Consider the following 13,662-nt stretch of genomic DNA (forward strand, 5'->3'; position numbering starts at 1 on the left):
CATTAAAATGAAATACTTATCTCCCTCACTTTCAGTTATAGATTTAACGAATAAATTAGACTCTATTTTTTTAGAGTCGATTACAAGAAAAAAGTTGGCAGGTGCTGTAGCAACGGTTTCGTATAAAGGCAATATTATCTATCGTAAAGCGCATGGCTTATCTTGTCTTAAAAGCCATGCGCCGATGAAGACAGAAACAAAATTTCGCTTATCTTCAATAAGCAAACCAATCGTAACTGCTGCACTGCTCCGGTTAGTTGTAGCAGATGAAGTTAAGCTGGAAGATCCGGTAACTAATTGGCTTCCATATTTCACGCCTAAGGATAGAAATGGAAATCAGCCTGAAATAAATTTACACCAGTTAATTACCCATTCATCTGGGCTTAGCTATTCTTTTCAAGAACCCAGTAATTCCCAATATAGTAATCTGAAAATTTCCGATGGTCTTGACTGTTCAGGACTGTCATTGGAGGATAATCTAAAACTTCTCAGCAAAGCCGATTTGAAGTTTCTCCCTGGTAAAGACTGGAACTATTCCTTAGGCTTAGATGTTGTTGGTGCAGTAATAGAGAAAGTCACAAATAAAAATCTCGAAGATGCCATTAACGAATTAGTTTCTTTACCTCTAAATATTAATGAGTTAGGTTTTGTTTGCCCATCTGATGTGGAACTCGCAATTCCTTACTTTAACGACCGTTCAGAGTTAAGCCAGATCAATGACAGTATGTGCATTCCATCCCCAGACAACACTGGTGGTTTTATTAAATTTTCACCATCCCGTGCTTATAATAAAAAAGAATATTTATCGGGTGGTGCAGGGATGTATGGTGATATTGATGCTATTACTGTCATTTTAGAATCATTAAGGAATAGTAATTCATTTATCAAAAAAGAAATCAGAGACAGTATTTTCCAACCCCATATAAGTTCACGATCGATGTCATTAGGACCCGGATGGGGATTCGGTTATGGTGGAGCATTATTAGTTGATCCAGATATTGCTAATACTCCTCAGAAAAAAGGAACTTTGTCGTGGGGAGGAGTATATGGACACTCATGGTTTATTGACCCAATTACCGAACTTACTGTAGTTCTTCTGACTAATACCGCCTATGAAGGAATGATGGGGGATTTAACCATTAACTTAAGAGATGAGATTTATCGTCATATCTGTTGAGGCTTACATTCGTCTGAAATGTGTTGTGCTCAAGAAAAATCGGATACTTTCTTGAAGGAGCTTTCATATTCCACTAAATAGCTTTTCAAAATGGTAGGAGTATCAAAGAAACTCGATCCTAAATTTGCGAAATTTTTGTTCCTAAAACACAAAATCATAGAAAAAAGGATCGAGTCCTGCTTATCATACCATCCGGCTTTCTGGCGCTGGGTTTTCACACTAACCTTAATTTTTTATTATTTTTCAGCATGTTAATGGATGTTTTCCTAACTTTGTTCCAGCACCAGTCGCGCTGCTTCCAGTTTACATTCTGAACTAAAACGTTTTTTGCATAATGTCACCTGTTTATTGTTGAAGTGAGAATATCACCTCCATGACGGTGACCAAAATCATTGAACACATCATACAAACAGCGCAAAGACAGGTGGTCATCGACCGATAACGGAAATCAAACCGCCGGAGCTGGTGGAAGTTCTGTCCAGAATGGAAAAATGGTGCGCAACGGAGAAATTAAAGAAAGTTCGTCAATGTATTATTTCCACTTTTTTACTAATTGGATAAAATAAGAACAATAAATTCCTAACTGATTGATTGAACTATGCCCACTCTATTTTTCATGTGAAATCCTTCTGTTAATACCTCGGTTGTCTATGTCACAATGTTCAATTAAACACAGCTTGAGGGTATTAAGGCCATGCTGTGAGAATAAATTGGATACAACTATGGAAGAAAAAATACAAGCCACTCACACTCCTGAAACGGGAGATTCGCATCTGAAGCGAAGTCTCACCAACCGACATATACAGTTAATCGCAATTGGTGGTGCCATTGGTACTGGCCTGTTTATGGGATCAGGTAAAACTATCTCTCTTGCGGGGCCGTCGATCATTTTTGTTTATATGATCATAGGTTTTATGCTGTTTTTCGTTATGCGGGCAATGGGAGAGTTATTACTTTCTAATTTGCATTATAAGTCGTTTAGTGATTTCTCTGCGGATTTACTGGGGCCGTGGGCTGGTTTTTTTGTGGGCTGGACTTATTGGTTCTGTTGGGTAATTACAGGCATAGCAGATATTGTTGCTATCACGGCTTATGTTGGATATTGGACACCCGGCTTTCCAGAATGGGGAACTTCGCTTCTTTGTGTGCTGGTATTGTTAACTCTGAATCTTGCGACCGTAAAACTGTTTGGGGAACTGGAGTTTTGGTTTGCCATGATCAAAATCATTGCCATTATTGCCTTGATCGTGACCGGGGGCATCTTGATTGGCATGAATTTTCAATCACCGGCAGGGCATGTTGCCGCCATTTCTAATGTCTGGAATGATGGGGGGGTGTTCCCTATGGGGTTAAGCGGCTTCTTTGCCGGGTTCCAGATAGCGATATTTGCTTTTGTGGGTATTGAGTTAGTAGGAACTGCCGCAGCGGAAACTAAAAACCCAATGAAATCCTTACCAAAAGCGATTAATGCTATTCCAATCCGCATTATCACGTTTTATGTGTTGGCGCTGATTGTCATTATGTCGGTCACGCCGTGGCGAGCCATCAGTGCGGATAAAAGCCCTTTTGTGAAATTGTTTGTCTTGATCGGATTACCCGCTGCCGCCAGCATTGTTAACTTTGTGGTTCTGACTTCTGCGGCATCTTCGGCCAACAGCGGAGTTTTCTCTACCAGCCGGATGTTGTTTGGTCTGGCGAAAGAAGGCGACGCGCCAAAGCAATTTAGCCGTCTTTCCCGTCGTTCGGTTCCTGCATCAGGGTTGATCTTTACTTGTCTGTGCCTCTCTTTTGGCGTCATTTTGATCTATTTTATCCCCGATGTGATGCGAGTTTTTACTCTCGTGACAACCGTTTCTGCAATTCTATTTATGTTTATTTGGAGCATGATTTTATGTTCCTATCTGGCCTATAGAAAACGTCGCCCAGAGCTGCATCAGGCCTCGGTATATAAGATGCCATTTGGTGTTGTAATGTCTTGGGTATGCCTGGCTTTCTTTGCTTTTGTCTTGGTATTGCTCTCCTTACAGCCAGATACGCGTCAAGCGTTAATCGCCACACCCATTTGGTTTATCATTCTTATGATTGGGTTTCAGATTGTGAAAAAGCGTAAAATCCGCCTTGCTCGCTAAGTAAAAAATTCCGTCAATTAATCTGTAATGGCTCAAATACTGGGCCATTCTTTTATTTTAAACAGGCATGAGTGTACCTTGATGGAATCTCAGTTGCCATTGATCGGTTAAAGATAATTGCCAAATTGATGAACGAAGTGCTTGATTAAATGGGTTGCCAGTTCGATCTATTTCATAAGATTGATAAGTGAGCAATGCAATATTCCCATCAAAAAAGGTCATAGAAAATTCTTTCGAGAAAATCTGGAAATTAGTTTTTATTTCTGTGGTTAATACATCGAATACATCCTTTTTAGTATAAACATAACCTGATTTACTGATTTCCAGAAAATCATCGTGTAATACCATGTTTAGCCAATCGGCATTATTTCTTTTTTTACCATGAAGGCTCACTTCAAGATTTTTGAGTAATGCAAAGATAGCTACGCTTTCCTGAACCATATAAACTCCAGAGAAAATAAAAAGTATAAACTAACATCACTGATAGGTTGAGTGATTACGTTAAACAAATATTTAATACGCTATTTACATTTATTTTTTTTATCAGGTAGTTATAAAAGGGTCAAGCTGAAAAGAGGTCTGTATGGAAATTATAATTAGGGCAACTGAGCCAGAAGATGCAGAGCATTACCAACGAATTTTTAGTCACCCTGATGTTTACTCGAATACGTTACAACGCCCATGCCCTTCGAATGAAATGTGGCGGGAACGTTTAAAGCTAAATAAAACGCAAGGAGATATTGATTTTGTAGCTGAAGTCAATGGCAAGGTTGTCGGCACAATAGGGCTATTTACCCGTGCTAATCCAAGATGCAGACATACAGTGGGGATAGGTATTGGTGTTGATGCGGCTTATTTTGGTAAAGGCATTGGTTCAAAGATGATGGCTTTTGCAATTGATTATGCATTCAATTGGTTAGGTTGTATCAGAATTGAATTAGAAGTTTTTGCTGATAATGAAAAAGCGATTGCCCTGTATAAAAAATTTGGTTTTGAAGCTGAAGGGATAAGGCGCATGCAGTCATTAAGAAACGGTCAATATTGTGATGTGATGGGAATGGCTTTAATCAATAGCCGGCTTGCATGATGTTTTTAGAACTTATGGTTTTTAGCGCTTATAGTCGCAAATTGGATTGGGGAAGCATCGGTTTGATTGCTTCCTTTTTTAGATTGTGTTAAAAGAAATTTGTCCTTATTTAAGCGCTAGAATCCTCGTTGTAATATCTTGCATTCGTATTCTTGTGAATTTAGTTGAGTTTGTAATTGTGTTATAAGGGTATTTTGTTGATTAAATTTATTACAGATAAATAAATCAAGCGCTGCATAGTGATATTCAGGCCATGTATGTATTGTGAAATGTGATTCTGCTAATATTATCACACCACTGACTCCCCAAGGTTTAAATTCATGGAAATGATGAGTGACAATATTTAGTTTACATTTTTGGGCAACATCAAGCATAATTGATTCAATTGTAGCGATAGATTTTAATTTATTGCTATCACAATGTTTCATCTCTAGTACAATGTGAGTACCAAGTTGTCTGGTCTCAAATTGTTTATTCGTCGGTACATGAATCTTTTCTTGCCCCCGATATTGAAATTTTGTTCCATCACATTGATCACAGCCCGTTTCTATCAATTTCTCTATTGTTAATATGTTTTTTCCATATCCAATGGTCAGCATATGATGACATGATTTGCATTGATAAAATTTCACACGAGGATTAAGTTCTTGGATTCGCATAGTAAGTGCAATTTCTAAGAAAGGCGGTCAGTTGCTATAGTAGGCATCTTTCTCGCCAAAGGAAAATGCACTATGGCCTATACGCAACTGACCGAAACAGAAAGATACCAGATTTTCGGCTTAAAAGAAGCCGGTTTTACACAACGTTTTATTGCAACGTCGCTTAATCGGGCCCCATCAACAATTAGCCGGGAATTGAGACGAAACCGGGAAGCCGAGAAATATGAACCTGAACAAGCTCAGCGTAAAGCATTAGAACGCCGTCATTCTAAGGTAAAAGCCGTAAAAAAACCCCCCCAGGGAATAAAAAAGGGGAAAAAAAAGTTAATTTTGGCAAGATTTTATTCCGGGAACAGTTTGTGGGTTATTTCAAAGGGGAAGGAAAATCCTTTTTCATCAGAAAAAATTTTTTGGTTGATTTTAAAGAATAAAATAAATGGGGGTGTTTTATGGCAAATTCTTGGATAGCGAAAAACCGTATTGGTAACGCTAGAGAACCCAGAGGCCCGAGGAAAAATTAAAAACAGAGTCAGTATTGATTAGCGCCCAAAAATTGTTGATAAAAAGCAGCGTATTGGGGATTGGGAAGGGGATACTATCGTTGGCAAAGATCGTAAAAGTGCCTTATTGACTTTAGTTGAACGAAAATCGTTATTTACGATCATCATTAAACTTGAAGATAAAACAGCAGAAGGTGTTGCCAAAGCGGCGACAAGACATTTATCGATGATAAAACATAAAGTTAAAACAATTACCTTTGATAACGGACTCGAATTTGCCGAACACGAACGGATCGGTAAAAATTTAGAGACAAAAATTTATTTTGCTCATCCGTATTCCCCTTGGGAAAGAGGGATAAATGAGAACATAAATGGATTAATCAGAGATTACTTCCCAAAAGGAACCGATTTTAATAAGGTATCAGAGCGGGAGGTTAACCTTGTGGCAAACCGACTAAATAATCGACCACGTAAGACACGAGATTATAAAACACCGAATGAGTTATTTACAGGAACCCCAACTCATTTACTTCGTTCATTACGGTGTTGCGCTTAATATGCGAATCCAAGGTTCTCCAGTATATATTTTATTGGAGTAAGCACTGTTTTCTGGAATTGTTGAATATGTGTTCTCTGTTACAGAAAGTACATAGAGATCGCTGACATTGCCGATAATACTGCCACCATGATATTGGTTGAATTGTGGATAAATATTCTTGACGAGCAAGTTTTGTTCGTGGAATAATCGTTGTATTTCACGATGTTGTTCCGGTCTTTTTTGTCCAAATGATAATAATATTTCACTATTCTCATTTTTAGCAAAACTAATTGCACGTGATAAGAATAACTTTAGCCCGCTCAAAGTATAGGGAGGATCAGTTAAAATAATATCAAATTGCTTTTTATATCCATTGGGATTTTTTAGATCTATGTACTCAGTATTAATAACGAAATCATTTTGTTCTGATATGGATTTTATAAAATCCAATAATTCTTTATCGATGTCTTTCACAGAAACATGTGGTGAATTACAGTGCCCCAATTTTTTGAGTGCCATCATTAGTGCTAAAGAAGTCAAATCATCATCACCTAAAAACAACACCTTTTGTTTAAATATACAGGGGTTCTTAAGTAATAACATTACCCTGCGTATTGACGTTTCTAGCGTTGCATGAGCTTGATCTAACATGACATTGACTTGTGGACGACATTCGTATATGGGCTTCAATAATGTTATGAGTTCGGCCTCAAATTCTTTCATATTCTCAGCTATTAATAATGAAGCATATTGAGTTATATTAACAGTCTCATATCCAAGTTGATTTTTTATATAGGTAATTCCTGTGGAATTTAATTTAAAAGTACCTTTGTTATCAGCAAAATTGAACTTTATTAATTCTTTCTTAAAGGCGGATACAATAGGAATGGGTAATCCAATTTTTAATGATAAGGATTTGTTTGATATGTTTTTATCTAAATACAAATGTATCAGTAACTTCTCTAATACTTCAATAGAGTGAGTTAATGTCATATTATCTTTTATAAGGTACAGAATATTATTCATAAAACTCTCTTTTATTTTTTTAAGGCCAATTCAGTAAGGTAATTAAAATGAGTGTCGATCAATTCAATGGTTAGAATGCCGGTTAGAGCCATTACCGTGAGCCCTTCCAGAATCAGAAAGATTTGTTCTGCTTGCTTTTGGTCAAGACCCGTCAATTGTATAATGATGCGAATATTGGAATGATATATCTCACGTGCTATATGGCTATCATCTTTTTGTGATTCTTGGATCATAAACTCATATCCAGCGACTCGAATAGTATTGCGAATATTCAATAGGGCTTTTTTCTCATTTTCTAAATATTCAGTGAAATCTTTAACCCCATTTTCTGCCAGGTCTGAATTCATTTGGCGCACTAGTGCGATGAAAACTTCTTTAGTCGATTGGAAGTAACGATAAACGCCACCTCGGCTGAGACCGCATTCACTGATAATATCCGTCATTGTGACTTGATTATAACCTTTTTTAATAAAAACACTCAGTGATTGTTTTAAGATATATTGTTGTGTTTTTTGTGCTTTCATTTAATTTTTCGCCATTAAAACGACATTTATGTCACTTTTGTAATTAAATTTATATTAAATGTTTTTAATTTGCAATAAAGAACTCTGTTTATATTGGATAGCTCATCAGGTTGTTTTTTATTGAAATAACTTCAATGTAAAATAATAAACCAAATTTATTTTTTATTGGATGATTTATCTTTTGTTATCTACCCAATAAAAAAATGCCAACAATCCCAGAGAGACGGTTCTGGCATCTTAGGCTATGTTTGACCTGAAAGTTTAGCTTGATTTTGAAAAACTACATCTGCCAAAAAGTCTGCAACTTTTCGTATTCTGGGAGAATGAGCTAAATCAGATTGAATAACCAGCCAGATGGGTTTATCTATGCCCAAATCAGGCGAAATACAAGTCAGCCCAGTGTCATTGGCTGCAATATGAGGTAGTACGGCTAATCCCAAACCCGCATTTGCCGCTGCAATTTGAGAACAAATCGATGTTGTTGCAACCGAAAGTGGGCGCCCTTGCAGGGCTTGTTTAAGCCAATTAACTGAAGGAAGTTGCGAATACTCATTTATCCAGCCGATAAAATGTGCGTCGCTGTATTCATCCCTAAATATACCGGAAGGGCAGGTAGCCAAATAGGTTTCGCTTCCATAGAGACCAAACCCTAAGGTTCCCAGTTGTCGGACATTAACATGGCCTTGCTCCGGCCTGATAATACGAAGAGCTAAATCGGCATCACGGCGGTGAAGATTCACCGGATAGATATCTGTTGTGATTTCTAATGTCAGGTTTGGATGATTTTTTTGTAGAGCCGGCAAGTTTGGCATAATTAAATAATTGGCCAATGTTTCGAGTGTCGCAAGGCGTACACTTCCGGCAATAGCCGCCCGTATATCGGCTTCAAATAAAAATGAACTTGCAGCGCTCTCCATAGTTTTGGCTTTTTCCAGCAATTCTGCGCCATCTTCCGTTAGCCGATAACCCGCTTGATGCCGCAGAAATAACGGCATTCCGAAGGTATTTTCCAGACGTTCAATTTTTCTCGAAACGGTTGCTACACCAATACCAAGAAGCTCGGCCGCTTTACTGATCGTACCTGCTCTCACGACTGCCAAGAATATTCTAATGTCATCCCAAATCAGTGATTGCATGATGTGTTTTCCATTTATGAAAAATTGATTATCAATATTGCCTAAATATTTCAATTTTGAAAGATGCCACAATGATTTTATCAAGAGGTACTTGGTTTGAAATAACTCAATGAATTAAGGTAATGAATATGAGAACGACACCACAGTTAGCGATTGCGCTAACATTAATTGCAACATTCTTTTGGGGATCAAATTTTCAGGTAACGAAATTTGCACTGGCAAGTTTGCCACCGTGGACAGCTTCTGTTGAACGTTTTTTCTACGCGGTGATCTGTATTTTTATTTTCTTGGCATGGAAAGAAGGGATTCACGGCAAGGTCTTGAAACAAAATTGGTGGACATTTATTGTGCTTGGCGCGATTGGCGTGGCGGGATTTAATGGGGCATTTTTTGTTGGTCTGCAAAGTTCCAATCCCGTCACGGCAGCCCTGATTGTGGCAACGACGCCTATCTCTGCCAATATACTGGAGGCTATTATAAATCGTCGGTTACCTGGATTACTGCGAGTTGTGGGTATGGTGATCAGTTTGTTGGGGGTTGCTTTGGTTATTACCAACGGTGAATTGAACTTAGGTGGTATGGCTCAGGTGGTCACCGGCGATATTCTTATTTTTATCGGCAGCCTTGGTTGGTCAATTTACACCGTAGGAACACGGGTACTTGTCAAAGATGCGACACCATTGGAAACGACTAGCTGGACGATGCTTTTTGGTGCGATCATATTGGTGTTTATTGCGTTTTTTGTAGAATCACCGGTTACTGCATTATCTTCCGCAACATTTGAAAGTCATTTGGCCTGTCTTTATATAGGTATTGGGGGTTCCACTATTGCCTATCTTTTTTGGAATATGGGCGTTGCTATTCGTGGGGCAGGAAAGACGGCGATATTTTTTAACTTTGTGCCCATTTTTGCACTTATTATACAGGTAATGATGGGAAATATACCCAGTTTGCCACAAGTGATTGGTGTTGTTATTACTATCGTAGGCGTATTTTTGGGACAGGGAAGTATCACCGGGGATAAACTATTTAAAGGTATTTTAAGCAATCGTTAGTGATAACGGATCATTGATAAAAATAAAAACTAACATACAATCACCAGGGTGACTAATTTATTAGTGGAGATCTGATATGGAAAAATTTACTGATAAATTAATTAGCCTGGACCGATTTCTTTTACGGATACTACGCTTTCTTTTTCATGCGTTCATCATCTTTCTGATCGGTATTATCCCTGGCGTACTGGGTTTTTTCTTGATTGAAAGTCATGCTATTCCTGATGCAATATTGAATTCTGTCTCAATGATTGGAACGCAAAACCTGCATATTGAACCGGCCAGCACACTGGGAAAATATTTCGCTGCCATTTATGGATTATTTCTTCAGGCTATCTTTTTTATCGCTGTAGGAATGGTCGTGACGCCTTTCGTCCACCGAATATTGCACAGTTGGCATATTGATGATGAAGAAGAGGATAATGAGGACATAAAAGATAAATAATTTATTTTTTTCCTGTCAAGTTGCAACTTGAAGGCACTGAAGCAGATTTGTATAGCTGAAAATAAGAAAGTTATTGTGGTGAATAGTGTATTCTTGATGAAATATAGTGGTAGGTTTAGTCAATCTCAGATATAAGATTTTTCCCTATAAATTGATTACAGGTAGAGAGTGAAATGATGAATCAAGGTCGTTGTTTATGCGGTGCAGTAAATGTGAAAACCCATCAACGGATTGAAGATATTAACGTATGCCATTGTGAGACATGTCAAAAATGGAATGGCGGTCCATTTTTATCTGTAGACTGTCAGGACGATTTAAAAATAGAAGGAATTGAAAACATTTCAACATATTCATCATCCGAATGGGCAGAGCGAGCTTTTTGTAAAAAATGCGGCACACATCTTTTCTACCATTTACACCATCCAAGTACTTATTATGTTCCGGTTGCTTTGTTTGATAATGGTAACCCTGGTAAATTATCTCGTCAAATTTATGTGGATAGCAAGCCAGCGTATTATAATTTTGTTGAAAAAACCCCGATGCTGACTAAAGAAGATATTCTTAACTTATTTAAATAAGTACCGTAATATGAGGGAAATATTACCCTCATATTGTTCTGGATTAAAATAGATTGTTACGAATAATTTAGTGAAATGTTGTTTTTAAATATTTAATAATAAATAAAATCCTTAAAAAGTTCATTTCATTGATATGTAACAATTTTCTTTCTGTTTTGCATTAATGTTAGTATAATCCATAATCTCATCCAAAGAGTTTTGATATCATTCGAAGAGGATATTGTCTGCTGTCAATTTATCATTATTTTAGTGGGTATTACGTTAGTGGAGATGTTGTTTGATTAGTGTCTTATTAGTTGATGACCATGAACTGGTTCGCATTGGTGTAAAAGGCATCCTTGATGATGTAAAAGGAATTAAAGTCGTAGGAGAAGCCAGCAGTGGAGAAGATGCGGTCAGATGGTGTAGATCAAACAGCACGGATGTTGTCATTATGGATATGGGAATGCCTGGTATGGGAGGGCTGGAAGCAGCCAAGAAAATCATCCGTTATTCGCCTGACACACGAGTGATTATGCTAACTATCCATACTGAAAGTTCTTTGCCTACGAAAGTGATGCAGGCAGGGATCAGGGGATATTTGAGCAAGGCTGCAACTCCTCAGGATATGGTCAATGCAATTCGGGCTGTTTATGCCGGGCAGCGTTACATTTCCCCAGATATTGCCCAGCAGATGGCGCTCGATCAGTTATCACCGCAAAAAGAAAACCCGTTGGATGAACTCTCCGAGCGGGAATTGCAGATCATGATAATGATAACTCAGGGGCGTAAAGTGAATGAGATTTCTACGTTGCTTAATTTGAGTCCCAAAACGGTAAATAGTTATCGTTATAGGATGTTCAGTAAACTAAATATCAAAGGTGATGTAGAATTGACCCATATGGCGATACGCTGTGGATTATTTGATGCCCAGAATAGGGTAACTCACGGTGGATAATAATATTTGATGGGTGAACAGTCGTGGTGGAACTATTTGATTCAAAGGAATTTTTAAAAACAGTCACCAGCCAGCCGGGTGTCTACCGTATGTATGATATCACTGGCACAGTGATCTATGTTGGTAAGGCCAAGGATCTAAAAAAACGGTTATCTAGCTACTTTCGGGCACAAGTCAGCAGTCGCAAAACAGAATCCTTGGTGAAAAATATCGTCCAGATAGATGTCACCGTTACCCACTCAGAAACAGAAGCGCTTCTGCTCGAACATAACTACATCAAGTTGCATCAGCCTCGCTACAATGTACTGTTGAGAGATGATAAATCTTATCCTTATATTTTCCTGAGTAGTGATACCCATCCCCGTCTAACTCTGTATCGTGGAGCCAAGCATGCGAAGGGCGAATACTTCGGCCCATTCCCTAATTCTCATGCAGTACGTGACACTTTGGTTTTATTGCAAAAACTATTCCCTATTCGCCAATGCGAAGACAGCGTGTATCGCAATCGTTCAAGGCCTTGTTTGCAATATCAGATTGGCCGCTGTCTTGCTCCGTGTGTTAAGGGATTCGTCACGGATGAAGAATATCAGCAGCAAGTTGAATATGTTCGCTTATTTTTGGCGGGGAAAGATCAGCAAGTATTGAATGAACTGGTTGGAAAAATGGAACAAGCGAGTCAACAGCTCAAATTTGAAGACGCTGCTCGTTATCGCGATCAGATCCAAGCCGTACGGCAAGTGACTGAGCGACAATTTGTTTCCGGAGAAGGTGATGATCTTGATGTTATCAGTGTCGCTTTCGACGCGGGGATGGCTTGTGTACATGTTTTATTTATCCGGCAGGGAAAAATATTGGGTAGCCGAAGTTATTATCCCAAAATTCCGGCTGATACGAAATTAGATGAAGTCGTACAGACTTTCTTGGGTCAATTTTATCTTCAGGGAAGCCAAAACAGGACGTTGCCGACAGAAATTTTGTTGGACTTTGCACTACCTGAAAAAGAACTGTTGGAAGCATCACTTTCTGAAATATCGGGCAGAAAAATCTCTATCCAGTCACGGCCAAGGGGCGATAGGGCGCGTTACCTAAAATTGGCACGCACCAACGCCGCAACAGCCTTGATAACCAAACTTTCCCAACAATCGACAACTCATCAGCGATTGGAATCACTGGCGGCATTTGTCGGTCTTGAAAAAATCCAACGTATGGAATGTTTCGATATCAGCCATACGATGGGAGAACAAACGGTTGCCTCTTGTGTTGTTTTTGATGGTAATGGGCCAGTTCGTGCAGAATACCGCCGCTATAATATTACCGGCATCACTCCGGGAGATGATTATGCTGCGATGAACCAAGTTTTGCGCCGTCGATATAGCAAAGCGATCGATCAAACAAAAATCCCGGACATTATCTTTATTGACGGTGGTAAAGGGCAGCTTGCACGTGCGATTGGCGTTTTTGATTCTCTGGAGGTTGAATGGAATAAAACGCATCCTAAGCTGATTGGTGTTGCGAAAGGTAGTGATCGTAAGGCGGGGTTGGAAACGCTGTTTTTTAAAGCGGAAGGAGAGGGAATGGCACTTCCTCCTGACTCTCCGGCGTTACATGTTATTCAACATATTCGTGATGAATCTCACAACCATGCCATCACAGGGCATCGTCAGCGTCGGGAAAAAGTGAAAAAGACCAGTACATTGGAGTCAATAGATGGTATTGGGCCAAAACGTAGACAAATGTTACTTAAATATATGGGTGGATTGCAGCCTTTACGCAACGCAAGTGTAGAAGAGATCGCAAAAGTGCCTTCTATTTCTTACGCACTGGCAGAAAAAATCTATAATGCGTTGAAACACTAAAAGTATTGATGCACC

Annotated in this window: 13 protein-coding genes and 2 pseudogenes; 10 read left to right on the forward strand and 5 right to left on the reverse strand. The window is 38.7% G+C overall.

Translation table 11 applies throughout. The features are described from left to right. Window positions 1-7: 7 nt before the first annotated feature. The 3 genes and pseudogenes from XDD1_RS07650 (at window position 8) to cycA (ending at window position 3,306) form a co-directional block, all read left to right on the forward strand. The gene (locus XDD1_RS07650; RefSeq protein WP_045970088.1) at window positions 8-1,177 is read left to right on the forward strand and encodes a serine hydrolase domain-containing protein; all 1,170 of its coding nucleotides are present in this window, start codon (window positions 8-10) and stop codon (window positions 1,175-1,177) included. Window positions 1,178-1,603: 426 nt separating this feature from the next. After that, a pseudogene (locus XDD1_RS20360) lies at window positions 1,604-1,705 on the forward strand (tyrosine-type recombinase/integrase); the annotation flags it as partial. Window positions 1,706-1,899: 194 nt separating this feature from the next. Further along, the gene (cycA, locus tag XDD1_RS07655) at window positions 1,900-3,306 is read left to right on the forward strand and encodes a D-serine/D-alanine/glycine transporter (protein WP_045970090.1); all 1,407 of its coding nucleotides are present in this window, start codon (window positions 1,900-1,902) and stop codon (window positions 3,304-3,306) included. 57 nt (window positions 3,307-3,363) lie between these two features. On the opposite strand, the gene XDD1_RS07660 is transcribed toward cycA, so the two are convergent. After that, on the reverse strand, window positions 3,364-3,747 hold the full coding sequence (locus tag XDD1_RS07660; RefSeq protein ID WP_045970091.1) for a nuclear transport factor 2 family protein: 384 nt from the start codon (window positions 3,745-3,747) through the stop codon (window positions 3,364-3,366). Between the two features lie 142 nt (window positions 3,748-3,889). Here XDD1_RS07660 and XDD1_RS07665 point away from each other — a divergent pair, with 142 nt between their 5' ends. Next, on the forward strand, window positions 3,890-4,393 hold the full coding sequence (locus XDD1_RS07665; protein ID WP_045970093.1) for a GNAT family N-acetyltransferase: 504 nt from the start codon (window positions 3,890-3,892) through the stop codon (window positions 4,391-4,393). Window positions 4,394-4,509: 116 nt separating this feature from the next. Here XDD1_RS07665 and speD read toward each other — a convergent pair whose 3' ends face one another. Next, window positions 4,510-4,992 carry an adenosylmethionine decarboxylase gene (speD, locus tag XDD1_RS19175; protein WP_052705655.1) on the reverse strand — a complete coding sequence of 161 codons (483 nt, stop codon included), beginning with the start codon at window positions 4,990-4,992 and terminating at the stop codon, window positions 4,510-4,512. A 132-nt stretch (window positions 4,993-5,124) separates the two neighbouring features. Between speD and XDD1_RS18810 the strand changes: the two are divergent. Continuing rightward, a pseudogene (locus XDD1_RS18810) lies at window positions 5,125-6,108 on the forward strand (IS30 family transposase). Here the strand turns inward: XDD1_RS18810 and XDD1_RS07685 are convergent. The 3 genes from XDD1_RS07685 to XDD1_RS07695 all read right to left on the reverse strand — a co-directional run bounded on the left by XDD1_RS07685 (window position 6,091) and on the right by XDD1_RS07695 (window position 8,776). Next, a complete protein-coding gene (locus XDD1_RS07685) occupies window positions 6,091-7,116 on the reverse strand; it encodes a bis-aminopropyl spermidine synthase family protein (protein WP_052705657.1) in 1,026 nt (341 codons plus the stop codon). The pseudogene XDD1_RS18810 and the gene XDD1_RS07685 sit on opposite strands and share 18 nt — an antisense overlap. 11 nt (window positions 7,117-7,127) lie before the next feature. After that, window positions 7,128-7,640: a TetR/AcrR family transcriptional regulator gene (locus XDD1_RS18400; RefSeq protein ID WP_052705658.1), complete on the reverse strand. Its 513-nt coding sequence runs from the start codon at window positions 7,638-7,640 to the stop codon at window positions 7,128-7,130. Between the two features lie 242 nt (window positions 7,641-7,882). Then, on the reverse strand, window positions 7,883-8,776 hold the full coding sequence (locus XDD1_RS07695; RefSeq protein ID WP_045970097.1) for a LysR family transcriptional regulator: 894 nt from the start codon (window positions 8,774-8,776) through the stop codon (window positions 7,883-7,885). Between the two features lie 128 nt (window positions 8,777-8,904). On the opposite strand from XDD1_RS07695, the gene XDD1_RS07700 reads away from it, so the two are divergent. The 5 genes from XDD1_RS07700 to uvrC all read left to right on the forward strand — a co-directional run bounded on the left by XDD1_RS07700 (window position 8,905) and on the right by uvrC (window position 13,647). Next, entirely contained in the window at window positions 8,905-9,831 is a 927-nt protein-coding gene (locus tag XDD1_RS07700; RefSeq protein ID WP_045973398.1) for a DMT family transporter, read from the forward strand. A 76-nt stretch (window positions 9,832-9,907) separates the two neighbouring features. Then, window positions 9,908-10,276 (forward strand): hypothetical protein, encoded by a 369-nt coding sequence (locus XDD1_RS07705; RefSeq protein WP_045970099.1) that lies wholly within the window; start codon window positions 9,908-9,910, stop codon window positions 10,274-10,276. A gap of 173 nt (window positions 10,277-10,449) precedes the next feature. After that, window positions 10,450-10,854 (forward strand): GFA family protein, encoded by a 405-nt coding sequence (locus XDD1_RS07710; RefSeq protein WP_331710076.1) that lies wholly within the window; start codon window positions 10,450-10,452, stop codon window positions 10,852-10,854. A 277-nt stretch (window positions 10,855-11,131) separates the two neighbouring features. Further along, on the forward strand, window positions 11,132-11,791 hold the full coding sequence (gene uvrY, locus XDD1_RS07715; protein WP_045970101.1) for a UvrY/SirA/GacA family response regulator transcription factor: 660 nt from the start codon (window positions 11,132-11,134) through the stop codon (window positions 11,789-11,791). A 23-nt stretch (window positions 11,792-11,814) separates the two neighbouring features. Next, on the forward strand, window positions 11,815-13,647 hold the full coding sequence (uvrC, locus tag XDD1_RS07720; protein ID WP_045970103.1) for an excinuclease ABC subunit UvrC: 1,833 nt from the start codon (window positions 11,815-11,817) through the stop codon (window positions 13,645-13,647). Window positions 13,648-13,662: the final 15 nt, after the last annotated feature.

The sequence above is a fragment of the Xenorhabdus doucetiae genome, assembly GCF_000968195.1.
In the GTDB taxonomy this organism is placed as follows: Bacteria; Pseudomonadota; Gammaproteobacteria; order Enterobacterales; family Enterobacteriaceae; genus Xenorhabdus; species Xenorhabdus doucetiae.

Excerpts from the sequence above, each read along its gene's own strand:
- XDD1_RS07705 (WP_045970099.1), top strand. The coding sequence starts at position 9,908 with ATGGAAAAATTTACTGATAAATTAATTAGCCTGGACCGATTTCTTTTA.
- XDD1_RS07700 (WP_045973398.1), top strand. The coding sequence starts at position 8,905 with ATGAGAACGACACCACAGTTAGCGATTGCGCTAACATTAATTGCAACA.
- XDD1_RS07710 (WP_331710076.1), top strand. The coding sequence starts at position 10,450 with ATGATGAATCAAGGTCGTTGTTTATGCGGTGCAGTAAATGTGAAAACC.
- XDD1_RS07660 (WP_045970091.1), bottom strand. The coding sequence starts at position 3,747 with ATGGTTCAGGAAAGCGTAGCTATCTTTGCATTACTCAAAAATCTTGAA.
- speD (WP_052705655.1), bottom strand. The coding sequence starts at position 4,992 with ATGCTGACCATTGGATATGGAAAAAACATATTAACAATAGAGAAATTG.
- XDD1_RS07685 (WP_052705657.1), bottom strand. The coding sequence starts at position 7,116 with ATGAATAATATTCTGTACCTTATAAAAGATAATATGACATTAACTCAC.
- cycA (WP_045970090.1), top strand. The coding sequence starts at position 1,900 with ATGGAAGAAAAAATACAAGCCACTCACACTCCTGAAACGGGAGATTCG.
- XDD1_RS18400 (WP_052705658.1), bottom strand. The coding sequence starts at position 7,640 with ATGAAAGCACAAAAAACACAACAATATATCTTAAAACAATCACTGAGT.
- XDD1_RS07695 (WP_045970097.1), bottom strand. The coding sequence starts at position 8,776 with ATGCAATCACTGATTTGGGATGACATTAGAATATTCTTGGCAGTCGTG.
- XDD1_RS07650 (WP_045970088.1), top strand. The coding sequence starts at position 8 with ATGAAATACTTATCTCCCTCACTTTCAGTTATAGATTTAACGAATAAA.
- XDD1_RS07665 (WP_045970093.1), top strand. The coding sequence starts at position 3,890 with ATGGAAATTATAATTAGGGCAACTGAGCCAGAAGATGCAGAGCATTAC.